This is a genomic window from Alphaproteobacteria bacterium GM7ARS4 (genome assembly GCA_014332745.1).
Classification (GTDB): Bacteria; Pseudomonadota; Alphaproteobacteria; order GM7ARS4; family GM7ARS4; genus GM7ARS4.
In genome coordinates, this window is the sequence record JACONL010000003.1 from 127,149 (window position 1) to 151,445 (window position 24,297).

Consider the following 24,297-nt stretch of genomic DNA (forward strand, 5'->3'; position numbering starts at 1 on the left):
TTTCAGTGGCAGGGTTCAGTGGCGGGGGCAGGGGTGCTATGGCTGTGTTTTATGGAGTAAGGCGTGTATGGTATCTGTTGACCGCACTGCTCCATAGGATGCCGATGTGGTGAGGGCAGCATAAGCTTTGAGGGCGTCACTGACCTTGCGGGGACGTGCGTGGACAGGTTTCCACCCTCCATCGTTACGTGCGTGCATTTTTTCTCGCCTTTGTTGCATTTCTTTGTCGGATATATCGAGCGTGATGAGACGTTGGGGAATGTCAATGATAATACGGTCGCCTTGCTCGATGAGGGCGAGGTTTCCCCCCTCAGCGGCTTCTGGTGATATATGCCCTATGGAGAGGCCTGATGTCCCTCCTGAGAATCGCCCATCGGTGATGAGTGCGCATGAACGGCCAAGGTTCTTTGATTTTAGGTAGCTCGTGGGGTAGAGCATTTCTTGCATGCCCGGTCCTCCTTTTGGCCCTTCATAGCGTATGACGATGACGGCGCCTGCTTGGACGTCATCATTGAGGATACCATTGACGGCGCTCTCTTGGCTTTCGAAGATATGGGCTGGTCCTTCAAAGGTAAAGAGCTCTTCATCGACACCGGCTGTTTTCACAATACATCCTTCTGTGGCGATATTTCCTGTGAGCACGGCAAGCCCGCCATCTTTGCTATAGGCGTGGTCGCTATGGCGTATGCATCCTGTTTTTCTATCTTGGTCGAGGGCGTTGTAGCGTTTATCTTGGGAGAAGGCTTGTTGCGTGGGTACGCGCCCCGGCGCGGCAAGATAGAATCGCTTGCAGTGGTCGTCATGGCTTTGGTCAATATCCCATTGTTGAAGAGCATGCAAAAGTGTCTCACTATGGACGGTCGGGACGTGGGTATGGAGAAGGTTTTTCTCTTGTAGTCGTCCGAGGACGGCATAGACGCCGCCGGCGCGATGGAAATCTTCCATGTGATAGTCAGAACTGGGGGCGATTTTGCACAGATTGGGGACGGCGCGCGACAATCTGTCGATGTCTTTGATGGTAAAGGGGCACTCACCTTCATAGGCAGCGGCGAGAAGATGGAGAACGGTGTTGGTTGAGCCTCCCATGGCGATGTCGAGGGACATGGCATTCTGGAAAGCCTGATAGCTGGCGATGGCGCGGGGAAGGGCGTTTTGATTGTTCTGTTCGTAGAATTGCTTTGCCAATTCTACGATACGATGTCCCGCTTGAATGAAGAGCTTTTCGCGCTCCACATGGGTCGCCAAGAGACTCCCATTGCCGGGTAACGCAAGGCCAATGGCTTCCGTGAGGCAATTCATGGAATTGGCGGTAAACATGCCAGAGCATGAGCCACATGTAGGGCATGCGCTACGTTCATAAGCCAGCACATCGTCGTCGCTCGTGTCGGGATTGGCGGCTTGCACCATCGCATCGACGAGGTCAAGGGCCTTCTTTTCGCCTTGGATTGTCGCTTCGCCAGCTTCCATAGGCCCGCCAGAGACGAAGATGGCGGGGATATTGAGGCGCATGGCCGCCATGAACATGCCAGGGGTGATTTTGTCGCAATTGGATATGCAGACAAGAGCATCGGCACAATGGGCGTTCGCCATATACTCTACGGAGTCAGCAATAATTTCTCGCGAAGGGAGAGAGTAGAGCATACCATCATGGCCCATAGCGATGCCATCATCGACGGCAATGCTGTTGAATTCTCGCCCTACGCCTCCTGCTTTGGCGATGGCGTCACAGACCAATTGTCCTACGTCCTTGAGATGGACGTGGCCTGGCACGAATTGGGTAAAGGAATTGGCAACGGCGATAATGGGTTTTTCGAAATCCTCGTCACGCATGCCTGTTGCCCGCCACAGCCCGCGCGCCCCCGCCATGTGACGCCCATGAGTCGTTGTGCGTGAGCGATAGGCTTTTGTCATACGCTTCTCCTGAGATTTCAGATGATGACGTCTTTCCGTTGACTATAAGCTATGATGGGAGGAAATGCCATGCTCTTGATAAAATGCCATCACCGCCTGCCAAAAAAGGGTGCGTTGTTCGAACATCATAAAGTGCCCTGCGCCTTCGATGGCATGTAAGGGCATGCCGTCATGGCGTAGGCGGCGCGTATTGTCTTCTATCTCCGATTCAGCGCCATAGAGATAGAGTGTTGGGCTGGACATCATCTTATAGAAGGCATAGAGCTGTCCGCTTGACGACCATCTTGTCGTGGATTGGGCGTAGGCGTGAAAGGCGTCCGCGCGCGTTTCTTTCAGCGCCATTCCCCATCGCCTTGTGGATGGGTTGTCTGACGTGCATGCGCGTTCTAAGAGGCGTGGAAAACGCCTATGGATAAAGTCCTCTCTCTCGTAGGATGCCGCTCGCCTGCTGATGAGCTTGCCATCATGGGGTGATAGATTGCCTTCAGCGCAAATGAGAGAGCCAATGGTGATACCATCCTTTTTTTGTAAGGCGCGCTGTGCCATGAGCAGAGCGATAGCGCCTCCCATAGAGTGGGCGACGATATGGATATGGGTATGTCCGTGTCTTTGCAGGCTTGTGCTGAGCCAGCGCGCCACCGCCACAAGGGTATAGGGTCCCTGATAGGCTTCGATGTCTCCATAGACCATGTCCCCTTTGCTGTGTCTCTTTTTCCGTTGACGAATGCCATGAGCAATGCCATGGGCGGGGAGGTTCGGTATAAGGCATGGCGCGCCTTGAAAGAAACGCATGGTTTGTGCGTCCTCGAAGCACTGAGCGTTGTCACCTAATCCATGGAGAAAGAGGAAGGAAGACAAGGACAATGCCGTCACAGGGGCTTTTACGAACGTTTGAGGCGATGGATGATTCGCTCGAAATGGCGATAGGCGTCATGGTGCTTCTGCCATTGTTCTGTTTTTTCTTGGAGGATGGCCGCGGGGGCATTTTTCACGAATCCTTCATGATCCAATCTTGTGCGTAAGGCGAGGGCTTTTTCTTTATGGCTATGCATCGATTTCGAGAGTCGCGCCTGTAAGGCGTCCATATCCACATGGTGAGACAGGCCTATGGCAAAGAGAGAGCCATCCACAAAAAATTCGATGGCATGGCGGGGGTGGGTCTCCTTGTTGGCGATGTCGGTGATAGTCTCTATGGGGCATAGATGGGAGAGGAGTTTGTGGTGTGTTGTGAGGGCAGTCCTATGGTTATCGGACGCTTGTATGATGTGCAGTGATATAGGCTCTTTTGGTGATTGCTGGAGGTCTTGCATGAGGCTTCGCACATGGTGTGTCAGTGTGAAGATAAAGTCGATGGCGTGGGTATTATCATGAGCATTGTCATAAGTGTTGTTAGGGGTGTCTCTATGCGGTTTTTGCCTCAGCGTTTTGGTGGGTGTCGTCCTTTTGATGAGGGCTGGTGCGTCTTTTGCTTTGAGTACACGCCAGATATGCTCGCTCACGAAGGGCATGAAGGGGTAGAGGGCATGGAGCATGTGGCAGAAGACATATCCCATGACGTTGCGCGTTTCATGGTGTGTAGGCTCGTCTTCATGGGTGAGGAGAGACTTCACGCCCTCAATATAGTTATCGCACAGGTCTGACCATATGAAGTGGTAGAGCGCTTGTGCGGCTTGGTCGAAGCGTCCATTGTCGAGTTCATCACCGACTGCATGGAGCATATGGTGTAGTTTATGGATGATCCACTGATTGAGGGGGTGGCGATATTGTGGGCTCGTGTCGGGGGTGCATGTGATGGCATGGAGCGTACAGAAACGTGCGGCATTCCATATTTTTGTTGTAAAATTGCGGTATCCTTGGATACGTGATGTGCTGAGGCGGACATCTCTTCCGGGAATAGCGGAAGCTGCCATCGTAAAACGCAAGGCGTCTGCGCCATAGGAGTCGATGGTTGCAAGGGGGTCGATGACATTGCCTTTGGACTTCGACATTTTTTGTCCCTGTTCGTCCCGCACGAGGGCATGGACATAGACATGGCGAAATGGGACATCTCCTGTGAAATGGAGTCCCATCATCGCCATGCGGGCGACCCAGAAGAAAAGAATGTCGAATCCTGTCACGAGGACGTTGTTAGGATAGAAGGTTTTTAATTCTGCTGTTGCTGATGGCCAGCCTAAGGTTGAAAAGGGCCAGAGGGAGGAGGAAAACCACGTATCGAGGACATCCTCTTCTTGGGTTAATGGGGGGATGATTGCTGTTTTGTAATGGGTGCGCGCCTGTTGTTCGGCATGGGCTTGTGTGTTGGCGACAAAGATTGTGCCATCTGGAGCGTGCCATGCGGGAATGCGATGTCCCCAACGTATCTGTCTTGATATGCACCATGGCTGGATATTGTCGAGCCATTGTAGGTATGTTTTGCGCCATGTGGCGGGTGTGAATGTCATGTCGCCGCTCTCGACGGCGCGTATGGCTTTGGGGGCAAGGCGCGGCGCATCGACAAACCATTGGTCTGTGAGCCATGGTTCGATAATGGCGTGGGATCTATCACCGTGGGGCGTTGGGATGCTGGTCGTTTCGATATGGTCTATATGTCCTTGCTGTGTGAGCGCCTCGATGAGCGCTTTCCGTGCTTGGAATCGTTCCATGCCACGCCATGGTTTTGGCACGTTATCGTTGTAGTGCGCCCTTGAGTCGAAGACATTGATGAGGGGGAGGTTGTGGCGTTGTCCTACATCGAAATCGTTCATGTCATGGGCGGGTGTAATCTTCACGGCGCCAGAGCCTTTTTCGGGGTCAGCATGGGGGTCGGCAATGATAGGGATTGTCCTATGGAAGAGGGGAAGAATGCACTGACATCCAATCCATTGTTGATAGCGTGGGTCATCGGGATGGACGGCGATGGCGGTATCGCCCGCCATGGTCTCAGGGCGTGTCGTGGCGATGATGATAGCGTGGGATGGCTTATGGGCGAGAGGATAGCGTATATACCATAGGTGTCCTTGTCGGTCTTTCGTTTCTACTTCGAGGTCGGAGATCGCTGTTTCGAGGACGGGATCCCAATTGACAAGGCGTTTGCCTCGATAGATGAGTCCTTGTGCGTGCAGGGTCGTGAACGCATGGAGCACAGCGTGAGACAGGCCGTCATCGAGGGTAAAACGTTCCCTCTGCCAATCAGGCGAAGCGCCAAGGCGACGCAATTGAGCGGTGATCTTCCCACCCGAACGTTCTTTCCATGCCCATATATGCGCGAGGAGTTCGTCCCTTGTGAGGGATGACGGGTCTTGATGGCGTGATGCCAGTTGCCTCTCGACGAGGGCTTGGGTGGCAATCCCTGCGTGGTCTGTTCCCGGCTGCCATAAGGTGCGCTCACCTTGCATGCGGTGGTAACGGACGAGGATGTCCTGAAGAGTCATATTGAGGGCATGCCCCATGTGAAGCGACCCCGTCACATTGGGGGGCGGCATCATCATACAGAATGCTTTGCTCTCCTTATTCTGGTGCGGCGCAAACAAGCCGCTTTCTTCTTCTTCCTGATAGAGTGCTTGTTCTATAGCCTGATGTTGATAGGTTTTCGCGAGCATACAGAACGGATATGGAAAGAGGTAAGATTATGCTTTAGGAACGCCCTTGTTCGCGAGCCAAGAGCGCAAGACGGATGGGACGATTTTTTTAATCATCGCCTCAGTGATGTGGCTATTGGTGGCTTGGGCTTCTTCCTCCAAACGTTTCTCGACGCGCTCCACGATGTCGGGCAAGGACTCTTGTATGGCCCCTTGTATATCGGTGGACTGCGTTTTTGATACGTGACGTAACTCGGCTGCGATATGAGGGAGGATAGAGACGTTGTCTTCCTTGCCAACGACATCGGTGAGTTCCAATATGGAGTCATCATTCCTCCCAGTGTTCTCGTTGCCCTGTTGATGGGGGAGCGCTGGCGTTGCTGTCTGAGAAGGCGGTGGCGCTGTGGCACGTGGTGCTTGTGGTGATGGATGTTGTGGCGATGGTGGCGATGAATGTTGTGGCGCTGCTGGTGATGGATGTTGTGGCGCTTGTGGTGATGGATGTTGTGGCGCTGCTGGTGATGGATGTTGTGGCGCTTGTGGTGATGGATATTGTGGCGGGATGGCGTTGTGTGGTGTCATCACACTGCCGAGATATGATGTCTGTGTGTTCTCTGGTTGGGGGCTATGGAACGACATTTTTGTGGTTTGGGCATCTTCTTTTCTCACTGGCACATCAGGAAGGATGGGGAGGAATTCCGTCTTTTGTTTTTGCTCTTGGGCGTCATGTTCTCTGGTGAGGATGTATTGTGCTGTCGCATGAAAGTTTTCATCTTCGAACATCGAATTTTTCTTTGCGATTTTCTCCACTGCCGAGAGAATCTGCGCGGTCGTGTTTTTTTTATCAGAATCGCTCATAGCGTATGTCTTGCCCTGACGTTTGTAAGAGACGCGCCTGCCCCCAGCCCTGTCTGCTCTATTATATAGGATGAAGGCGTTGTGATAAAGAGGAAAATGGGGTCGTTCTTTTTATTGTGTGTCCGTGATGCCGATATGGTCCAGCGTGAGTGCTCCCATAGCGTTCAAGAGTTGGAAGACGGCTTCTCTGAAATCATATTCGGCTTGGGCGAGTTGTTTGAGAGATTGAAAGAGTTCATTTTCGGCATCCAACACATCGAGGACGGTCCTATCACCGAGGGTCGCTTCCTCACGTACGCCTTGGGCGGCGATACGGTTGGCTTGGACTTGTGATTTATAGGAGACAATTTGCGCTTTAATGGCTTCGAGATTCTGCCATGCGCTGGCGACTCTTTGGTCGACGGTGCGTTGTTCTTGGGTGAGGAGGTGTTTTGTCTTAGCGTGGTCATATTTAAATTCTTGGAGGAAGCTCAAGGCGGCGCCGCCTTGCCATAGGGGCACGGTGAGGAGCGCTTTGACTTCGACACTTTCACTTTTGCTTCCTCTGCTAAATGTATCGAAAGAGCGTGAGCCTCGTCCCTCTAGCTTGAGGGAGGGAAGAAGTTGCCCGATGGCGTTATGGACTCGGTAACGGGCGGCATATTCGCCATAGCGCGCATTTTGTAGGAGGGGATGGTTTGTGCGCGCGACGTCAATGCTTTTCTCTAGGGTTTTTGGGAGGGAAAAGGTGAATTTGGACGTGATGGGGTTGTCTGGTGGCGCTTGCCCGACAATATCCCGATATTGTGCTTGGGCGATGGCATAGTTTCCTTGACTACGTACGGTTTCGGCATGGGCTTGTGCCAGTCGCGCTTTTGCTTGGGCGACATCGGTAAAGGTGACTTCACCCACTTGGAATCGGTCTTCTGTTGACTTGAGCTGTTCGATGAAGAACGCTTCACTTTTACGGGCGATCTCTGTCAGTTGCTTGTCGCGCACAATGGCAAAAAATGCCGATGCTGAGCGCAAGAGGACATCTTGTCGTGTGCTTTCTAACACGGCCATGGCTTGTTGCTCTAGGGCATAGGCTTGTCGCACTTTTGCGACACTGGCGAAGCCGTTAAAAATCTCTTGGGTGATGACGAGTTCGCCTTTGCGTGGTTTCCGTCTCTCGCTACCCCTGATAAAGGGGAGGTCGCTTGTAACATCTGAGACGGCGTAGTCAGCGCGTCCCTCGATGCTTGGTAAAAATTCACTATAGGCTTGGGGGACTTTCTCTTGGGTGGCTCTGAAGCTTTCCCATTCTGCTTTCAAGAGGGGGCTATCGCTATAGGCGTATCGTAGTGTTTCCTCTAATGTCGAGGCAGAACTGGAAGCTATGGGCACAACAAACATGCAGAAGCAACAGCACAAGGCTAAAGAGACGATGTCTTTAGGCATGGTGATGGGCTCGCAGCGTGTGTCCGTTGTGGCGTGTACGTGTATATGTGATGACTCCATGCTTTGAGGAGTCTAACCCAATGAGACATCCCCCCACCTCTAAGCGCGCAAGGAGCTTGTCCACATGGTATGTGTTTCTCTGTGTGCCTGTGATGTCGTCCTCGATAAGGATGAGATGGTATGTTTTGTGCTTGTGTGCGTCATCTTCTTCACAATCATATCCCATATGACGAAGGAGGGCAGCGGCATAGCCATCAACGTCTGGTAAGACGAGGGCATGGCCTTGTGTTGGTGTCTCACCATCAGCGAACAGGTCATCAGTGCTGTCGCTATGGGCATTGTCAGGGCAATGGGAGAGCATTCTGGCGGTGACAATGGGGGCAAGGAGGTATCCCCCGTGAGGCATGGGAATGGGGCCATCATGGTAGGCTGTGGTGCGATATTTCGGAGGCACGAAACGCTCTCGCGGCACGGCCATGAAGGCATCAAGGATGTTCCTTGCTCTTATGGCGTGAGGGATGATCTGTCCAAACACCATATTATGTCTTTGCTGTTGGAAGTCACTCATGCGTTATGGACGAAGGGACAGGGGAGACGATAGCGCCATGCTTTGATGATACCAAATGATTGTCACAACCCTCTCTTTCCCTTATAATGATGTCTTGTGTTACGTGCAAGGGGCGTGAGGGCGTACCGTGGGCGTGGGAGATGTCATGAACATGTCAGTGGGACGTGTCAGTGGAAGGGAGCATGGTGAGCGACAAACAAACGACAGGAAAGACAGAAGCTGTGTCTCAGGGCGCTGTGTCTCAGGGCGAAGGGGCGTCTCTTTTTTCTTCTTCTCAGGGTTCTCAGGGGGACGAGGGGCTTCGTCTTGCGGATAAGGAGCAGTCATCGGTGCGTCATGACGACGGGCGTTCTCATGGTGTGCAGGCGGCGTCATCTATGCGCCTTGCGCTGGCGCGGCGCTATCGTCCGGCGCGCTTCGAGGATGTCTTGGGACAAGATGTGACGGTGCGTATCCTACGCCATGCCCTTTCTTCTCAACGTTTAGGGCATGCGCTGTTGTTTGCTGGTCCTCGTGGCACAGGCAAGACGACATTGGCGCGGTTGGTTGCGCGCGCTGTCAATTGCACCTCCTTGAAGGAAGAAGAGAAGCCATGTGGGCGCTGTGCCTCGTGTCTTGCGGCGCAGGAAGGGCGTCATTTTGATATTCTCGAGATTGATGCAGCGAGTCACACGGGTGTCGACATGATGCGTGATGTCATAGAGCAAGTGCCTTATCACCCTGTACAGGGGACATTCAAATTCTGTATTATCGATGAAGTCCATATGTTGAGTAAGGCAGCCTTCAATGCTCTTCTGAAGACGTTGGAAGAGCCTCCGCCCCATGCGTTTTTTCTGTTCGCGACGACAGAAGCGTCTAAAATTCCGTTGACGGTGTTATCGCGTTGCCAGCGTTTTGACCTCAATAGGCTTACGTCAGAGGATATTGTCAAGCATATTGAAGAGATAGGTGTCAAGGAAGGCTTTACCCTAGATGGCGGCGCTTCTGTTTTAATAGCGAGGCATGCGCAAGGGTCGATGCGCGATGCCTTGTCTTTATTGGATGCGGCACTGGCGGGCGTCCATGACGGCGTCGTGCGCGGTGACGCATTGCGCGCGATGATAGGGGTGGCAGACGGAGAAGACATCATTGCTCTGTTAGAGAATCTCTTCAAGGGCAATGTGGAGGATGTGCTACAGCATATACGTGCGCTCTATCATCAAGGAAGCGACGCCCATGCCTTGCTGTCTTCTCTCCTTGATGGGTGTTATTGGTTGACGATCCTCACCATAGACAGACAGGCAGAGCCTCCCTTTCCATTGGGAGACTCGGCCAAGAAGCGCGCCCAAGATATTGTCGAGCATGTCAAGAGAGGAAAGATGATGCGCCTATGGCAGATGGTGATGGCGGGATATAACGATATACGTCTTGCTCCCAATCCCCTCCATGCCCTCGAGATTGTCTTGCTCAGAGTCATGCATGGCTTGTATCTTCCCACATTGGATGCGATGATTGATACGATGTCTCTTGATGGGGCGCAGGATAAGAGTCATGCGGATGGCGATAAGACGACTCATGAACGCCAGCATGAGACACAGAAAGGTGTGTCTTCTCGTGAGGAACAGACCCCAGCCTTGCTAGAGAAGGCGCAAGCCGTTTTTCCTGATGCTGTTGTGACGCGTCACGGGACGTGACGATGGCACAAAGAGATGGAGCGCGTGAAGCGGGACGATAAGGAGGGTAGAGCATGGCAATAAAAAATGGACATTCCCCATCGCGCCCCCCATTGGGTGTGTCGCCTCTGTCGAACGCCTCGTCTTTGCCTGCCATGGCGCAACGTAGAGAGGAGGAGGCGCGCATTCCAGAGCTCGAACAGCTCATTGGACTTTTTGCGCGTCTTCCGGGGATGGGCATGCGTTCGGGACGGCGGGCTGTTTTGTATCTGATGGACCATCGTCAAGAGCTCATGACACCCCTTGCCCATGCCATTGGGCGGGCGGCAGAGAAGGTGAAGCAGTGTGCGCGCTGTGGCAATCTCGACCTTCAGGACCCGTGCGCTCTCTGTTGTGATACGACAAGGCGTCAGGATATTATCTGTGTTGTGGAGAATGTGGCGGATTTATGGGCGATGGAGCGTTCTGGTGTATATAGGGGGCAGTATTTTGTCTTGGGGGGGACGTTATCGGCTTTTGATGGCAAGGATCCCGAGCATTTACGCATCCCCTTATTGGAAGAGTATGTGCGTTCATCGTCCTTTGAGGAGGTTATTCTCGCCACCAGTGCGACGGTTGATGGGCAGACGACAGCCCATTATATCGCCTCTGTCTTAGAGGATGTGGCTGTGCGTGTGACTCGTTTAGGGCAGGGTATTCCTTTTGGTGGCGAGTTAGACTATCTCGATAGCACGACTCTTGCGTCGGCTTTACAAGGGCGTCGCTAGCTGTTTTGGGTGAGCGTCATGGTCTATCGGTTTTTTTGTCTCTGTGTGGTTGCTCTCTACGTCATGGTGGGTGGTGGGGCGATGGCAGACGGTGCGAGAGGCATTGACTTTCCTTCATTGAGCGGGGATGAAGAAGTCGTCATTCGGGCGCGTCACGGCATCGAATGGCGTCGTGATGAACGTCGTTATATTGCGCGTGGCGATGCGTCTGTTCGTCAGGGTGACAAGGCCATTTATGCTGATATGTTAACATTGATATATCGTGAAGAAAGTGATACGATGGAGGGCGGTATGGGTTCTATTAAGCGCTTGGAGGCAGAGGGTCATGTGCGCATCGAAACCGCATCCGAACGCGCCATGGCAGACAAAGGGACGTATGATGTGATGGAAGGGAAAATCATGCTCACAGGGGAATCAGTGTCTATTCACAGCGGCGCGCTGACGATGCATGCCAAGAATCACTTTACCTATTGGCGCGAGCTTGCTCTTGGTGTGGCAGAAGGCGATGCCTCTGTGCAGAAGGGCGATGCCATGTTGCAAGGCGATGTCTTGGTAGCCGAATTTCTTCAAGAGGGCGATAGGGCAACAGGCATATCCATGATTGAAGCGTATGGCAATGTGCGTGTTTCTGATGCGGCACAACATGTGCGCGGGAAGCAAGGCACGTATCATGTGGAGAGAGGGCTTGCCGATATTATGGGCGATGTGGAGATTGTCTATGGGCGTCATACACTACGTGGTGAGCATGCCCAATTCGACTTTGATAAGGGCGTGAGCCGTTTAGTGGCTGGAGCGCCAGCGGATGATGACACGCTCATGTGGAAGAAGCGTGCGCGCGCGGTGATCCAATTGGACGACCCCACTCTCGACACGTTCTTCGAGGAGGAGACTCAATAGCATGGCTGTGATGTCATCACCTCAAAAAAGAAAAACAAGGCGTCTCAAAGTCGTCAAAGGGCGTCATGCGACGACGTTCTTGCCTCGCAAAAAAACATCTGCTCAAGGGACTCTTCGTGTTGCTAACTTAGGGAAAATGATAGGCAAGAAGCGTGTCTTGCAAGATATTTCCATGACACTGCATCGGGGTGAAGCCGTTGGGTTGTTGGGTCCTAACGGGGCGGGCAAGACGACAATTTTCCATATTATTGTCGGTCTTATCGGCACTGATTATGGCTCGATTCTCATTGATGGAGAAGATGTGACATTGTTACCCATGCATGTGCGTTCCCAATATGGTATTGGGTATTTGCCTCAGGAATCGTCGGTGTTTCGTGGGTTGAGCGTGGAGGAAAATATCTTAGCGGTCTTAGAGATAGGCGAGCCAGACATAGAATATCGTCGTTCCATGTTGGATGATTTGCTTGCCGAATTTTCCATATCCCATTTGCGTCGCGCCAATGTCATGGTGCTTTCTGGTGGCGAGCGTAGACGTTTAGAGATTGCGCGTTGTTTAGCGGCTCGTCCTCGTTATGTCCTCTTAGACGAGCCTTTAGCGGGGATTGACCCGATCGCCGTCAATGAAATACGTCATCTCATATCGCATTTGAAGGACAGGGGCATCGGTGTTTTGGTGACTGACCATAATGTGCGTGATACATTGCGCATTATCGACAGGGCGTATGTTTTGCATGATGGTGGTGTCATCATCGAGGGGACGCCAAAGGATATTGTTGCCAGCGAGGCTGTGCGAGAAGTCTATTTAGGCAAGCAATTCAATCTTTAGGGGGACGCAACCATTGTCTTATGATGCGGGGCGTCTTATGGTGGCGTCCGTCAGTTCGGGCAGTGGTAAGACGATGATTGCCAGTGCGTTGATGCGTCTCTTGCGTCGGCGAGGGCTTGCTGTTCGTCCTATCAAGGCAGGGCCCGACTATCTCGACTCTTTTTTCCATATGCTGGCGGTTTTTGGCAGGATGTCCTCACGCCATGCCTCCCAGACATCACGCATGACGGGATATGCGCGCCATGTGGATTTATGGGCGATGCACCCTCAGCATGTGGCGTCCCTCTTGGCAGAGATGGAGGGGGGAGGTGATAAGGCAGGGCCAGCCATGTGGACGGTGGCGGAAGGCGTCATGGGGCTTTTCGATGAAGGGTTGGGGCATAAGGGAACATCAACGGCAGATATTGCTCGTCTTTTTTCCATGCCTATTCTCTTGGTTGTTCATGGGGGCAGGATGGGGGCGTCTATTGGGGCATTGGTGCAGGGCTTTTGTCAGTATCGAGACGATATAGAGGTGGCAGGGGTCATTGTGAATGGCGTGAGCACACGACGTCACCGTCAGCTCATTAAGGATGCTTTAGATGCGATAGGTGTTGTCATTTATGGTTTTGTGCCTCGAAGTGACGACATGGTTTTTCCCTCGAAACGTTTGGGATTAGCGCCTGTCTTAGGGAGTCGTGACAGGTTGATTCATGCCAATAGGCGTCTCGATGCCATGGCGGATCATATCGAAGAGCATGTCGATGTGGATGGGCTCATGGCGTGTATGGCAGGGTATGGGGGGAACGGACGGCGTGGCGCAAAGACACTGGCGGCCTATCGTCCTCTGTTTGCGGGCTCTCATGTGTCGGTGGCGTACGACGAGGCTTTTTGTTTCGTGTATGATTGGATGGTGGCACATTGGAAGAGATACGGACGTGTGGATTTCTTCTCACCCTTACGCCATGAAGTTCCCTCTGAGCGTGCTGATGTCATTTTCCTTCCCGGCGGGTATCCTGAGGATTATGCATTGTCCTTATCGCAGAATCGTTCTTTTTTTTCGGCGTTGGGACGAGCATCACAGCGGGGTGCATTCATTTATGGGGAATGTGGTGGTTTCATGGTGCTGGGGAAGGGTCTTATTGATGGTGATGGCAAGGAGCATAGGATGGCGGACATGCTTCCTGTGGTGACGAGCATGCGTGAGCCTTCCTTGACCTTAGGCTATCGACGGGTTGTTCTTGCATGTGATACCCCTTTGGGGGCACGGGGTGTGGTGTGGCGTGGCCATGAATTTCACTATGGACGTATTGTGACAATGGGCGATGTGCCTCCTCTTTTTCATGCTCGTGGGCTGGCGTATGGCATGGCGATGGGGCGTGTGGCGGGTTCTTATATCCATGTCATCGATAGGGAGCGTGATAGCGTCACACCGTGATAACGGTGTTCTCTCTCATGGGTTTCTGTGAGTCGTTTTTTTCTTTTACTTTTTTTCTTTTTCGGTGCACTCTTACGTGAGAGTCTCACCATAGAGGGTCTTTTAAGAGAGGTAAGGTTATGAAAAGCACGAAGAGAACAAAGATAGCGTTGGTGGGGGCGGGGAATATCGGTGGCACACTCGCCCATAAGGTGGCGTTGGAGCATTTGGGTGATATAGCGATTATTGATGTGGCGGAGGGTGTTGCTCAAGGCAAGGCGCTGGATTTATCGCAAGCGGGGTCTATCAGTGGCTATGACACGCGGATAACGGCAGGCAAGGACTATGGTTTGATGGAGGGTGCTGATGCTGTCATTGTGACAGCTGGTGTCCCTCGAAAGCCGGGCATGAGTCGGGATGATTTGGTGGAGGTGAATACGAAGATTACAAAACAGGTGGCAGAAGGTATCAAGCGCTATGCGTCAGATGCCTTTGTCGTCATGGTGACCAATCCTTTGGATGCGATGGTATGGGTCATGCGCCATGTGAGTGGTTTGCCTTCTTCGAAGGTTGTGGGCATGGCGGGTATTTTGGATGCTGCGCGTTTCACCCATTTTTTGAGTGAGGCGTGTGGTGTCTCTAAAGCCAGTATTCATGCGATGGTGATGGGTGGACATGGGGATACGATGGTGCCTTTAGCCCGTTACACGACCATTGGCGGTGTTCCCCTTTCTCAATGGATTTCTATGGGTGTGCTGACGGACAAGCAACGCGATGATATTATTCAACGCACGCGCGATGGCGGTGCGGAGATTGTTTCGTTGCTTGGTTCTGGTTCAGCCTTTTACGCGCCGGCAGTGGCGGCGCTCTCTATGGTTAAGGCGTATCTGTTTGATGAAAAGCGTGTCGTTCCGTGTGCGGCGTGGATGGATGGCTCTTATGGTGTGAAGGATATTTATGCTGGTGTTCCTGTGGTCATAGGAGCTGGTGGTGTCGAGAAGATTATCGAGTATGCTTTGGACGAGCAAGAAAAGGCGCAATTTGCGCATTCTGTCAAGGCTGTGCAAGAGATAACGGACTCGGCGCGCAAGGTTTTGGCAACGCTGTCATAATATGATATGGTGCGTCTTTTCTTTTGGTCTAGGAATCATCACGGGCGGCTTGCTTTGTCGTCTGATTCTGTGCCATGATACGCACCACGCAAGGATATGGAGGGGTGAGAGGGCATAAGGGATGTGTGGAGGGGGTATCACAGAGAGGTTTGCGGGGGGACATGTGTGATACGCATGGAGTCTCAAAAGCACGAACATGAGGACAGGGTTGATGAACATTCACGAATATCAGGGTAAGCAACTATTGCATCAATATGACGTTCCTATTCCGACGGGTGATGTTGCCTATAGTATCCATGATGCCGAGCGTATCGCCCGTTGGTTGGATGAAGACATTTTGGTGGTGAAAGCGCAAATTCATGCGGGTGGGCGTGGCAAGGCAGGCGGCGTCAAGATTGTTCGTTCGGTGGACGATGTTTTGGAGGTTGCCGATGTGATGTTTAGGAATGCTCTCATCACGCCGCAGACACCCCCCGGTGGCAAGCGTGTGAATCGTGTCTATATCGAAGCGGGTTGTCATATTGCTCAAGAGATTTATTTTTGCGTGGCGACGAATCGTGCGACAGGAGGTAACGACCTCATTGCGTCGAAAGAGGGTGGCGTGAATATCGAGGAGGTTGCTGAGCGGGATAGTTCTCTTATCGAGCGTTTGTGCCTTCCCAGCGGTGGCGACTTACAACCTCACCATGTGCGTCGTTTATGTTATGCTCTGGGGCTCAGTGGGCGCGAGGGGCGCAAGATGCAAGCGGTGATGGTATCGATTTACAAGGCATTTTGCGCTTTGGATGCGAGCCTCATAGAGACAAATCCCATTGCTGTGACGAAAGAGGGCGATGTGTTGGTGTTAGATTGTAAGATGACGTTCGATGATAACGCCCTCTATCGCCAGAGGCAGGTGGAGGAGATGCGTGATGATGATGAAATGGACCCTTTAGAGTTAGAGGCGTCTCGCCATGACCTCAACTATGTCAAATTGGATGGCAATATAGGGCTTATGGTGAATGGGGCGGGTTTGTCTATGGCGACGATGGACATTATCAAGTATTTTGGCGGTGAGGCGGCCAATTTCATGGATGTGGCGGGTGCGGCGACGCCGCAACGTGTGGCGGCGGCGTTCAAATTAATTTATCGCGATGAGGATGTGCAAGGTATTTTGCTTAATATTTTTGGTGGGATGATGCGATGCAATGATATTGCGGAGGGTCTTGTCAATGCGGCCCGTGATGTTGGTTTAGCGAAGCCTTTAGTGGTTCGTCTGGAGGGGACGAATGTGGAAGAGGGGCGTAAGATTCTCAAGGAGTCGGGATTGTCGATAGAACCCAAAGCCACGATGGAGGACGCGGCGCGGGCGATTGTCGAGTCTGTCAAGGGGAGAGCGTGATGGCCATTTTATTGAACAAAGAGACAAAGGTTATTTGTCAAGGTTTTACGGGGACTCAAGGCACATTTCACTCTCAGCGCGCTTTGGAGGCGGGGACGGTGCTTGTGGGTGGTGTGACGCCGGATAAGGGGGGGCAGACCCATTTAGGCTTGCCTGTTTTTAATACGATAGCGGAGGCGGTGGACAAGACGGGGTGTAATGCCAGCGGTGTTTTTGTGCCTCCTCCTTTTGCTGCCGATGCCATTCTCGAGGGTGTCGAGGCGGGCCTTGATTTGATCGTTTGTATCACCGATGGTGTTCCTGTGCGTGATATGCAGAGGGTGAAGCGCGATATGCGTGGGCGTAAGACGCGTCTCATTGGTCCTAATTGCCCTGGTGTTTTGAGTCCGCGCTTTGGTAAGATCGGGATTATTCCCAGCTATATCTGTAAGGAGGGACGGATAGGCGTCATCTCTCGTTCAGGCACTCTGTCCTACGAGACGGCTGTTCAATTATCGGCGTCCAATATGGGGCAGTCAACGATTGTGGGGATAGGTGGTGACCCCGTCAATGGCACGAATTATGCTGATGTTTTAGAATTGTTCATGGATGATGACGACACGGACGGCATTGTCATTATCGGTGAAATTGGTGGCACGGCAGAGATTGACGTAGCCCAGATGATTAAGCGTTTAGGGAAAAAGGCAAAGCCCGTGGCGGCATTTGTTGCGGGGGCTTCGGCGCCACAAGGGCGTAAATTGGGGCATGCGGGGGCTATTGTGTCGAGCGGAGAAGAGACGGCAGAAGCAAAAAAGGAGGCATTAAAGAGCGCGGGGGCTATCATTGCCGAGACCATTATCGATATTGGTAAGGCGATGAAGCAGGCGCTCGACAAGAAAACATAAAACACCCATAGGATGGAAAGCGTATGAGGTCACATAACGTTCTTATATCATATACGGGGCCTGATAGGCCGGGCTTGATTTCGGGGGTTACGGCATTGTTGTTTGATGAGGGGGGAAGTCTCCATGACATTACGTTTGCTGCGTTAGGTCAGGGCGCGGAGTTGGCGTTCATTTATGAGATGCCATCGACGGGGCTCACGGTGGAGGCTCTCAAGGACAAGCTCACATCGATTAAGGGGGTGCAAGATGGCGCTATCGCCGTGTCTCCCTTTAACCTCAAGACGGAGCGTGGTCCTTCCAATCGGGTGACGCACCGCTTTGTCTTGTCGGGTAAAGACAAACGTGGTTTTATTCGTGATATGGTTGAGACGCTGGATTCATGTGCGGCGATTATCGTCAGAATGAATGCGGAGCGTTTTCATGGGCGGAAGGGTGACGTCTATTTTGCTCGTTTTGCTGTTGCGTTGCGTCAGGAGAAATCTGCTGATTGTCTTGCTTTGGTCGCGAAACTGGCCAGTAACTACGAGATGAGTCTACGTTACGAGACGGCGTGATTGTCGTAGGGTGTGTGTCCCTATGTCTTCTCTTTGGTGACGCGCTGCTGATGTCTGGGCGAGGCGGGCGATTCCAAGAAGGATTTGTTTGCTTTTTGTCTCATGGGCGTCATATCCTCCGCTTTTGCTGGTGATTTCTCCTTGAGTGAGTCTGGCGATGGCGTGCATGATGTTTGTGCTGGACCAGCGTGAGAGTTGTTCTTCGAAGGCTTGTTTGTCTTGGAAGAAGACGGGGGGGCGTAGAGACATCATGGCTTGTGTGCGTGATGTGCCAGCATCCATCATGCTGAGACATTGATAGAGACGCATAAAGTGGTTGCCTGTGCTTCGCATGAGCATGGGGAGGGGCATGGCTTGTTCTTGTGCCTTGTCGAGCAATGCGTTTGTCTGTGCGACGTCGCCTTTCCCAATGTGAAAGGCGATCGTTTGAGCGGTGAGGGCGTGCATGTCTTGGCGGAGACATGCGACACAATCATCATATGTGATATGGCGCTTATTGCCGACATACAGGACCATTTTTTCTACTTCTCGTTTTGTGACATGACGCTCTTCACCTAAAAAAGCCGTGAGGAATTGGAGAGTCCCATGGTCCATAGATTTATCGGCATGGTGGAGAAGATGGCGTATATAGTCGATGGTTTGATGGCTATATTCGCTATAGCATGGGACGATAGCGCAGCGTTTTTCTTGTTCGAAGAGTTGACGTAACGAAGAGCGTTTATCTAGGCGGCTACATGTGATGATGATTGTATTGGCTTTTTTTGTTGCCTTTAAGAGTGTTTGCATGGGTTTATGGAGGAAGTCGCCGCCATTTTTGACCCATATAAGCCGTTCTTTGCCGTTGAGAGCGATGGAGTAGGCATGAGAGAGCAAGAGCTGAGGTTCTGATGTCAGCGTTTCTCCCTGTAAGGGAACAAAGACAAAGGGGTCGTCGCTGTCGTCCTCTAGGATGGCATGGCGTAGTGCTTGGGCAAAATCTAGGGCAAGCCCTTGATTGCTTCCATAGAAGAGGACGGCTTGGCTATTGGTGTGTTGCTTCTGTTTAATCCAGTTGTGGACGTTTTTTGCTTGGAGGATCATGGCGTTCTTGTTTTTGCGGTGCGTGTGTGTTTTTTCATGAACCCGTGGACGCTCAGGGAGATACTCTCGGCAAGTTTTTTGAGGAGTCTTTTTTTATATTCTCGTGCTGAGACGACATTGGCATATGCTTGTTGTAGGTAATCGTAGCTTGTATTCAAGGTGCGTGTGTTGCGGAAGATGATTTTATTGTTTTTGATATCGCGTAGCATGAACGCTGCTTGCACGGCAACGTTGGTGCGTGAGAAGGTTGCGTCACTCTCGAGGCTAGAGAAAGAGCCTTCACTTTTGAGCTGTATGATGAGTTCATAGCGCGCTGTGTTCTCTTGACGGTAGGGTGAGAGATGTTGTTCTAGATATGTGCGTAAAATCTGTCCTTGCCGTTCGGGGATGTGGGCGATGGCGATGGACGTCAGGAGTGGCGTACTGCCCTCCTGATGGCTATGCGTGCCGTAGAGTGGCGTGAAACTACAGCCGTGGAGAGGGAGGATACAGAGGGTCAGGGAAGCAAGTGCTTTATAGAGATGGTGAGACATGGTCATGCTCTGTGGAGAATTGTTTTTGAATGAATCTGGCCCCTTGTTTTATCCCTTCATTGTCGATGGCATGTCCGAGATGTGGGCGACTGATGGTGTGATGTTTGACGCCGTGCTGGGCGAGCCATGTGCTTGTTTGCGCCATGAGTTCATGGTCTACGACTGAGTCTTGCTGGCCGTGGATAAGCAAAATATCGGGTCTGGCGATAATATCTTGTGCGCGCAAGGGATAAAGGGCGCAAGAATAGCCAAGGATCGCTTTAAGATGTGGATATGCCGTGAGTCCTATATGCAGGGCGACCATGCCTCCCTGTGAGAAACCGCATACGATCGTCCTACGGGGCGTGATGTGATAGAGAGCGTGTGCTTGTTCGAGATAATCGATGAGGACGGATTGGTGCTGTTTTGCTTGTTGGGCGATATGGTCGGGGGTGAAAGGTTGTAGGCTAAACCATTGTCGTCCTGTCGGATGGATTTCGCACGGGAAAGGCGCATCTGGCAGGAGGAACGTGGTCTGGGGCATGACTCTGTGCCACGCTGAGGCGATGGGTGCTAGGTCGTTGCCTTGCGCGCCATAGCCATGGAGGAGAATCACAAGGGATTGCGTTTTATCCTTTGCTTTGATAGACTCGGTGTTGAGGGGGAGGCTGGACATGTGAGGGGCGTGTTCTATAGCAGTCTAAGGGCGTCTTTGTGGTAAAGCGATGGCGCTCTTGCCATTGTTCTGTGAGATGACACTATGACACATATCACCATGTATCACAATCCCAATTGCCGTCATAGCTGTGCGGCGCATGCGTGGTTGCGTGATGCATGTCGTCAAGACACAGCGTTGCATATGGACATCGTGCTCTATCTGGAGAAGCCACCGAGCAAGGATGATGTCATGGGATTTTTTCGGCGTATTCATGCTCCTTTGGAACAATTCATCCGCCCCACCCATCCTCTGTATGACACATTGGGTCTCAAGGGAAAGCAGCTGGATGAGGATGATATGGCATCGGTGCTATCGCGCCATCCGCCATTGATGCAAAGGCCTCTTGTTTTTATAGGAGAAGAGGGGATTATTGCGCGGGATATAGACGCGTTGCGCCTCTTTGTGGAAGAGCATCGTGATGATTAACAGGGACAAGCTCATAGGAATCAAACGTTTATGGGCGTCAAAGGAACAACATCGCTCAAAACAACGGCAGGATGAGGGGCATGAGTCCATGCGTCTTCCTCCCGGTCAGCGCCTTGTGAAGAATTGGCCTGTGTTGGATTTAGGGACGCAACCATCCATTTCCCAAGATGGGTGGCGTCTTCGCATTGGTGGTCTTGTGGAGACTCCTCTCTCGATGGATTGGGGGTCTCTTCACGAGCAGAATTTGGTGGAGACGGTGTCAGATATGCATTGCGTGACGACATGGTCGCGCTATGACAATCATTGGCGTGGCTGGCGGACAAAGGATATGCTGTCCCTTGTCAAGCCAAAAGCCCAAGCGCGTTTTGTGATGGTCGTGAGTTATGATGGCTATAAGACGAATGTGCCAGTCGCAGCCTTAGAGAATGACCAGTCTTTATTGGTGATTTCTTGGGAAGGCAAGCCCCTCACGCGTGAGCATGGGGGTCCTGTGCGTCTGCTGATACCGCATCTCTATTTGTGGAAGAGCGCGAAATGGATAAAGGAGATAACCTTTATGGCTGATGACCAGAGGGGTTTTTGGGAGTCCAATGGCTACCATAACCGCGCTGACCCATGGCGTGAAGAGCGCTACGCATCCCAAGAATGAAGAGGCGCGTTTAGCGTTTCCCCTCGAACGCGCGCTCCATGGTGAGGCGTTTATCTTCATCCATAGGGATAAGTCCTTTTTCGACAAGCAATCCTTCTTCGCCTATCATCTCGTCAGAGATGAAGTAAGAGACATAGTCTGCCAAACCTTGGACTTTTCCGAGATGCTCTCCCTTGACATAAAAGTAAAGGGGACGAGAGATAGGCCATGTTCCGTCCTTAATAGAGTCGACGCTGGCTTTTTTCCCGTCGATGCTGGCGATTCGCAGTGAGCCTTGGTTCAAGTAATAGAAATTGAAACCAAAGACGCCAATAGCGCCGGGGTCTTGGAGGATACGGTTTTGCGTAACCGTGTAGTCGCCGTCAATATCCACAGAGCGCCCATCCTTGCGGATTTTTTTGCACTGAGATTTCAGGCTTTCCTCGTTTTTCTCGGCATAGGCTTCCATGAGGGACGTAAACATCTTACATCCGGGGGAAACGCCATGGGATTCGAACACGTCGCGTGTTCCGTGTTTGACGCCCGGGATGAAGAATTGGATCTCTTCATCGGGTAGATTCTCCCGAATGTCTTGCCAAGATGTATAGGGATTAGCGACAACGTCACGCCTGTCTTTGTTGGGGACAGTTTCGCCTAAGGCAAGAAAGACATCCTCTTTTGTCAAGGCGTATTCGACATCGCTACGCGCGGCGCTGGCAAAGACGATCCCGTCAAAGCCGATGACAATTTCGATAACGTCCTTGACTCCGTTCTTGGCACATGCCTCTCGCTCGGATTCCTTGATCTTGCGTGAAGCATTGGCGATATCGATATGCTGTAAGCCAGTTCCTGCACAGAACAATTTGAGGCCTGCCGATGAGCCTCCAGACTCGATGACAGGTGTTCTGTATTGCGGAAATTGGCGACCGAATTCCTCCGCCACGACGATGGCGAAGGGTAGAACGGTGGACGAGCCAGCAATGCTGATGTGACGACGTTCGGACGCGCCGACCTCTTGAGCGTGGATGGCAGCCCATAGAACAGAGATGGCCATACCGATGTTACATAGCTGTTTCATGATGAGAACTCCATTGTAAAAGGTTGAAAGACATTACCAATCGATTCCCAGGCGCGCCTGTAGTCCCGATGGTTTGTCATCTGGTTGCCCCACGATCTTGCGCGTGGCGAGCGCATACTCTAAAGAGAGTTTGACATAGGGATCTGGCTTCCATTGAACGCCAAAGGTGATGGCACGAACGCGGTCATCATTGGCCTCCCCAACCTCGTATGAAGTTGATTGGAAGCGCGCGGAGACAGCGAAAGCGCCAATGCCTCCTTGTCCAAAGGAACGCGCAGGCTTGATACGCTTGAAAGCCCCATCCTTATAGGCATTCCTCTCACCCGTTATCCAAAACGTCGCCTGAACATAGTAAGCATTCATGTCGAGCTCATTGGCAGCGACAGGGGCTGATGATGTGAGACGCCAATACTCTGCCTGCACGCCCAGAGACCTAAAGCCATAGGCAAGCTCTGGATTGATGACATGGTATCTGTCAAGATTTAATCCCTTGACGCTGTAAATATCATCTTTGAGCACAGCAGACGTAAATGGCGTATGCCCATCAAAATCCTGCTGAGCGGGATTTCTTTCTACTGACGCCAGTCGCCACCCAAGACCGAGATGCAGGTAGTTGCCTAGTGTGCTCTCATGCCACGGCGCATACGTGATACGCGTAGAAAAGCCAAACAAGCTCTTTTCTCGGTTTGTATCTTCTCTATAGCCGTCACTATGGATGGCTGTCCCCCATGTCCACATGCTCCCTTTGGTAAAGACACCGATACCCATTTTGCGTCCGGGCATGGCGACATTGTCGTCGGTGAGAGGCCTCTCAAGAAAAGGATAAAACCGAGACGATGTCATTTCGGATAGGCTAAAGGGCATCTTGAAGTGGCCGAGACGTATTTTGAACGCATCGAATGTAATATCCATATACGCGTCCTTGACGCCCGTCGATGAGACAAAGTCATACTCGAATTTATAACCAAGATATGTCCCATAGCCTCCCTTGATACCTAGCCTGACGCGGCGTATACCAGCCGCAGCGCGCCCCTTAGAAATGGGATCCTCAAGAGCATCAGCATCGTCATCACGACTAAAGGAAAGATAGTCGATATGCATGCGCCCAAGGAGTTCAGCACGCCACTTATCGCATGTGATACCGATGCGCGCCTTCTCGTTGAAGGAGCATCCGCTCTCCGCAAAACTAGGATGTGCTGTTGCTAGCCACCATGCTGTCGCCACCGCAAAAACGAGAAGACCTCGCCTCATGGCGCTACGCCAGCATAATGCCTCTGGAAAGTGTATCGTCATAACATATTCTCCTGTTGTTGTTTACGATTCGCCTTCCTTGTAGCCGTGTGTTTTCATGGAAAGCAAGTTTTTTTCGAGAAAATAATTTTTTTATCCTGTTTGTATGGATAGGCGACCAGCGCGCTTTTCCTCTTACACCATGTGTGATGTCACATTCCGCGCCAGACCCTTACGCAAAAGCCCCCTTGGTGTTCTACCAAGGGGGCTTTGTTAGGAGATTATCGTCTCTGGCGTTATTGGGCGAGACATATGCGCCAGAGATGGGTGGGGTTGGAGGCTTCTTTCCTGCCTGTATGAAGCCTCCCACGACCACCTATCATCCCCCCGACATCCCCCGTTGTTCGCTAGAAGTCGAACAGAGCCCTGAACTGCACACCGCGAGGCGCATCGCCAGTGGCGGCACATTCTGTGCCTCCCGTATTGACACACGCTGCTGGCGAACGGTTGGCATAGACATACTCACCCATGAACTTGACATAAGGGTTAGGCTTCCATGTCAGCCCTGCAGTGAGCCCCCATATATTGCCACTAGAGGGATTGCTCCCGCCATCAGACAGCAAGAGACGATGGAAACGCATGGCAAAGCCAATAGCGCCCAACCCGCCTTGGTTCAAAGGCTTGAGAGGCATGATACGGTCAAAAGTGCCAGTCGTTGGGTTATAGCGATTGCGTTCCCTTGTTAGCCACCAGTTGATCTGCCCATAGAAGTGGTAATAATCCACAGAGCGCGCCGTGACAGAGTTAGGCTCTTGGGTGATACGCGTTGCGCCAGCTTGGATG

The 24,297-nt window shown here is 52.1% G+C and carries 23 protein-coding genes; 11 read left to right on the forward strand and 12 right to left on the reverse strand.

Annotation, left to right across the window (positions count from 1 at the left end; all coding sequences use genetic code 11):
* Positions 1 to 36: 36 nt before the first annotated feature.
* The 6 genes from ilvD to GDA54_04165 all read right to left on the reverse strand — a co-directional run bounded on the left by ilvD (position 37) and on the right by GDA54_04165 (position 8,313).
* Positions 37 to 1,911, reverse strand: a complete 1,875-nt coding sequence (gene ilvD / locus GDA54_04140; GenBank protein ID MBC6497491.1) for a dihydroxy-acid dehydratase — start codon at positions 1,909 to 1,911, stop codon at positions 37 to 39.
* A 42-nt stretch (positions 1,912 to 1,953) separates the two neighbouring features.
* On the reverse strand, positions 1,954 to 2,784 hold the full coding sequence (locus tag GDA54_04145) for an alpha/beta fold hydrolase (protein MBC6497492.1): 831 nt from the start codon (positions 2,782 to 2,784) through the stop codon (positions 1,954 to 1,956).
* Positions 2,785 to 2,792: 8 nt separating this feature from the next.
* Complete coding sequence (locus GDA54_04150) at positions 2,793 to 5,489, reverse strand: valine--tRNA ligase (protein MBC6497493.1); 2,697 nt, start codon at positions 5,487 to 5,489, stop codon at positions 2,793 to 2,795.
* A 27-nt stretch (positions 5,490 to 5,516) separates the two neighbouring features.
* Entirely contained in the window at positions 5,517 to 6,326 is an 810-nt protein-coding gene (locus tag GDA54_04155; protein ID MBC6497494.1) for a hypothetical protein, read from the reverse strand.
* A gap of 111 nt (positions 6,327 to 6,437) precedes the next feature.
* Positions 6,438 to 7,745 carry a TolC family outer membrane protein gene (locus tag GDA54_04160; protein ID MBC6497495.1) on the reverse strand — a complete coding sequence of 436 codons (1,308 nt, stop codon included), beginning with the start codon at positions 7,743 to 7,745 and terminating at the stop codon, positions 6,438 to 6,440.
* The gene (locus tag GDA54_04165) at positions 7,738 to 8,313 is read right to left on the reverse strand and encodes a hypothetical protein (GenBank protein ID MBC6497496.1); all 576 of its coding nucleotides are present in this window, start codon (positions 8,311 to 8,313) and stop codon (positions 7,738 to 7,740) included. Before GDA54_04165 ends, GDA54_04160 begins: the two co-directional genes overlap by 8 nt.
* Positions 8,314 to 8,495: 182 nt before the next feature.
* Between GDA54_04165 and dnaX the strand changes: the two genes are divergently transcribed.
* The 9 genes from dnaX (at position 8,496) to GDA54_04210 (ending at position 17,782) form a co-directional block, all read left to right on the forward strand.
* Entirely contained in the window at positions 8,496 to 9,986 is a 1,491-nt protein-coding gene (dnaX, locus tag GDA54_04170; GenBank protein MBC6497497.1) for a DNA polymerase III subunit gamma/tau, read from the forward strand.
* 134 nt (positions 9,987 to 10,120) lie between these two features.
* Positions 10,121 to 10,732, forward strand: coding sequence for a recombination protein RecR (gene recR / locus GDA54_04175; GenBank protein MBC6497498.1), 612 nt, complete (start codon positions 10,121 to 10,123; stop codon positions 10,730 to 10,732).
* A gap of 18 nt (positions 10,733 to 10,750) precedes the next feature.
* Positions 10,751 to 11,629, forward strand: coding sequence for a hypothetical protein (locus GDA54_04180; protein ID MBC6497499.1), 879 nt, complete (start codon positions 10,751 to 10,753; stop codon positions 11,627 to 11,629).
* A 10-nt stretch (positions 11,630 to 11,639) separates the two neighbouring features.
* On the forward strand, positions 11,640 to 12,455 hold the full coding sequence (gene lptB, locus GDA54_04185; protein ID MBC6497500.1) for an LPS export ABC transporter ATP-binding protein: 816 nt from the start codon (positions 11,640 to 11,642) through the stop codon (positions 12,453 to 12,455).
* A gap of 13 nt (positions 12,456 to 12,468) precedes the next feature.
* On the forward strand, positions 12,469 to 13,872 hold the full coding sequence (locus GDA54_04190; GenBank protein ID MBC6497501.1) for a cobyrinate a,c-diamide synthase: 1,404 nt from the start codon (positions 12,469 to 12,471) through the stop codon (positions 13,870 to 13,872).
* Between the two features lie 119 nt (positions 13,873 to 13,991).
* A complete protein-coding gene (mdh, locus tag GDA54_04195) occupies positions 13,992 to 14,963 on the forward strand; it encodes a malate dehydrogenase (protein MBC6497502.1) in 972 nt (323 codons plus the stop codon).
* A 211-nt stretch (positions 14,964 to 15,174) separates the two neighbouring features.
* Positions 15,175 to 16,344 (forward strand): ADP-forming succinate--CoA ligase subunit beta, encoded by a 1,170-nt coding sequence (gene sucC / locus GDA54_04200; GenBank protein MBC6497503.1) that lies wholly within the window; start codon positions 15,175 to 15,177, stop codon positions 16,342 to 16,344.
* Complete coding sequence (sucD, locus tag GDA54_04205; protein MBC6497504.1) at positions 16,344 to 17,228, forward strand: succinate--CoA ligase subunit alpha; 885 nt, start codon at positions 16,344 to 16,346, stop codon at positions 17,226 to 17,228. Before sucC ends, sucD begins: the two co-directional genes overlap by 1 nt.
* Before the next feature lie 23 nt (positions 17,229 to 17,251).
* Positions 17,252 to 17,782, forward strand: coding sequence for a hypothetical protein (locus GDA54_04210; protein ID MBC6497505.1), 531 nt, complete (start codon positions 17,252 to 17,254; stop codon positions 17,780 to 17,782).
* Here the strand turns inward: GDA54_04210 and holA are convergent.
* Genes holA through GDA54_04225 form a run of 3 tightly spaced genes read right to left on the reverse strand, consistent with a single transcriptional unit; the run spans position 17,762 to position 20,050 of the window.
* Positions 17,762 to 18,862 (reverse strand): DNA polymerase III subunit delta, encoded by a 1,101-nt coding sequence (gene holA / locus GDA54_04215; protein MBC6497506.1) that lies wholly within the window; start codon positions 18,860 to 18,862, stop codon positions 17,762 to 17,764. The two genes, GDA54_04210 and holA, sit on opposite strands and share 21 nt — an antisense overlap.
* Complete coding sequence (locus tag GDA54_04220; GenBank protein MBC6497507.1) at positions 18,859 to 19,395, reverse strand: hypothetical protein; 537 nt, start codon at positions 19,393 to 19,395, stop codon at positions 18,859 to 18,861. Before GDA54_04220 ends, holA begins: the two co-directional genes overlap by 4 nt.
* Complete coding sequence (locus GDA54_04225; protein MBC6497508.1) at positions 19,376 to 20,050, reverse strand: dienelactone hydrolase family protein; 675 nt, start codon at positions 20,048 to 20,050, stop codon at positions 19,376 to 19,378. Before GDA54_04225 ends, GDA54_04220 begins: the two co-directional genes overlap by 20 nt.
* A gap of 84 nt (positions 20,051 to 20,134) precedes the next feature.
* Here GDA54_04225 and GDA54_04230 point away from each other — a divergent pair, with 84 nt between their 5' ends.
* On the forward strand, positions 20,135 to 20,518 hold the full coding sequence (locus GDA54_04230) for a hypothetical protein (protein ID MBC6497509.1): 384 nt from the start codon (positions 20,135 to 20,137) through the stop codon (positions 20,516 to 20,518).
* The gene (locus GDA54_04235) at positions 20,511 to 21,167 is read left to right on the forward strand and encodes a sulfite oxidase-like oxidoreductase (GenBank protein ID MBC6497510.1); all 657 of its coding nucleotides are present in this window, start codon (positions 20,511 to 20,513) and stop codon (positions 21,165 to 21,167) included. The genes GDA54_04230 and GDA54_04235 overlap by 8 nt, the downstream gene beginning before the upstream one ends.
* Before the next feature lie 10 nt (positions 21,168 to 21,177).
* On the opposite strand, the gene GDA54_04240 is transcribed toward GDA54_04235, so the two are convergent.
* From GDA54_04240 to GDA54_04250, 3 genes are all read right to left on the reverse strand, one after another.
* On the reverse strand, positions 21,178 to 22,200 hold the full coding sequence (locus tag GDA54_04240) for a substrate-binding domain-containing protein (GenBank protein MBC6497511.1): 1,023 nt from the start codon (positions 22,198 to 22,200) through the stop codon (positions 21,178 to 21,180).
* Positions 22,201 to 22,257: 57 nt separating this feature from the next.
* Positions 22,258 to 23,517, reverse strand: coding sequence for a hypothetical protein (locus tag GDA54_04245; GenBank protein ID MBC6497512.1), 1,260 nt, complete (start codon positions 23,515 to 23,517; stop codon positions 22,258 to 22,260).
* A gap of 344 nt (positions 23,518 to 23,861) precedes the next feature.
* Positions 23,862 to 24,297 (reverse strand): hypothetical protein (locus tag GDA54_04250; protein MBC6497513.1); only part of this gene is annotated, 436 nt, incomplete at its 5' end.

Coding starts and splice junctions, on each gene's coding strand:
- ilvD (MBC6497491.1), bottom strand. CDS start 1,911: ATGACAAAAGCCTATCGCTCACGCACAACGACTCATGGGCGTCACATG.
- GDA54_04150 (MBC6497493.1), bottom strand. CDS start 5,489: ATGCTCGCGAAAACCTATCAACATCAGGCTATAGAACAAGCACTCTAT.
- GDA54_04155 (MBC6497494.1), bottom strand. CDS start 6,326: ATGAGCGATTCTGATAAAAAAAACACGACCGCGCAGATTCTCTCGGCA.
- GDA54_04160 (MBC6497495.1), bottom strand. CDS start 7,745: ATGCCTAAAGACATCGTCTCTTTAGCCTTGTGCTGTTGCTTCTGCATG.
- GDA54_04165 (MBC6497496.1), bottom strand. CDS start 8,313: ATGAGTGACTTCCAACAGCAAAGACATAATATGGTGTTTGGACAGATC.
- dnaX (MBC6497497.1), top strand. CDS start 8,496: ATGGTGAGCGACAAACAAACGACAGGAAAGACAGAAGCTGTGTCTCAG.
- recR (MBC6497498.1), top strand. CDS start 10,121: ATGGCGCAACGTAGAGAGGAGGAGGCGCGCATTCCAGAGCTCGAACAG.
- GDA54_04180 (MBC6497499.1), top strand. CDS start 10,751: ATGGTCTATCGGTTTTTTTGTCTCTGTGTGGTTGCTCTCTACGTCATG.
- lptB (MBC6497500.1), top strand. CDS start 11,640: ATGTCATCACCTCAAAAAAGAAAAACAAGGCGTCTCAAAGTCGTCAAA.
- mdh (MBC6497502.1), top strand. CDS start 13,992: ATGAAAAGCACGAAGAGAACAAAGATAGCGTTGGTGGGGGCGGGGAAT.
- sucC (MBC6497503.1), top strand. CDS start 15,175: ATGAACATTCACGAATATCAGGGTAAGCAACTATTGCATCAATATGAC.
- sucD (MBC6497504.1), top strand. CDS start 16,344: ATGGCCATTTTATTGAACAAAGAGACAAAGGTTATTTGTCAAGGTTTT.
- GDA54_04210 (MBC6497505.1), top strand. CDS start 17,252: ATGAGGTCACATAACGTTCTTATATCATATACGGGGCCTGATAGGCCG.
- holA (MBC6497506.1), bottom strand. CDS start 18,862: ATGATCCTCCAAGCAAAAAACGTCCACAACTGGATTAAACAGAAGCAA.
- GDA54_04220 (MBC6497507.1), bottom strand. CDS start 19,395: ATGTCTCACCATCTCTATAAAGCACTTGCTTCCCTGACCCTCTGTATC.
- GDA54_04225 (MBC6497508.1), bottom strand. CDS start 20,050: ATGTCCAGCCTCCCCCTCAACACCGAGTCTATCAAAGCAAAGGATAAA.
- GDA54_04230 (MBC6497509.1), top strand. CDS start 20,135: ATGACACATATCACCATGTATCACAATCCCAATTGCCGTCATAGCTGT.
- GDA54_04235 (MBC6497510.1), top strand. CDS start 20,511: ATGATTAACAGGGACAAGCTCATAGGAATCAAACGTTTATGGGCGTCA.
- GDA54_04240 (MBC6497511.1), bottom strand. CDS start 22,200: ATGGCCATCTCTGTTCTATGGGCTGCCATCCACGCTCAAGAGGTCGGC.
- GDA54_04245 (MBC6497512.1), bottom strand. CDS start 23,517: ATGACGATACACTTTCCAGAGGCATTATGCTGGCGTAGCGCCATGAGG.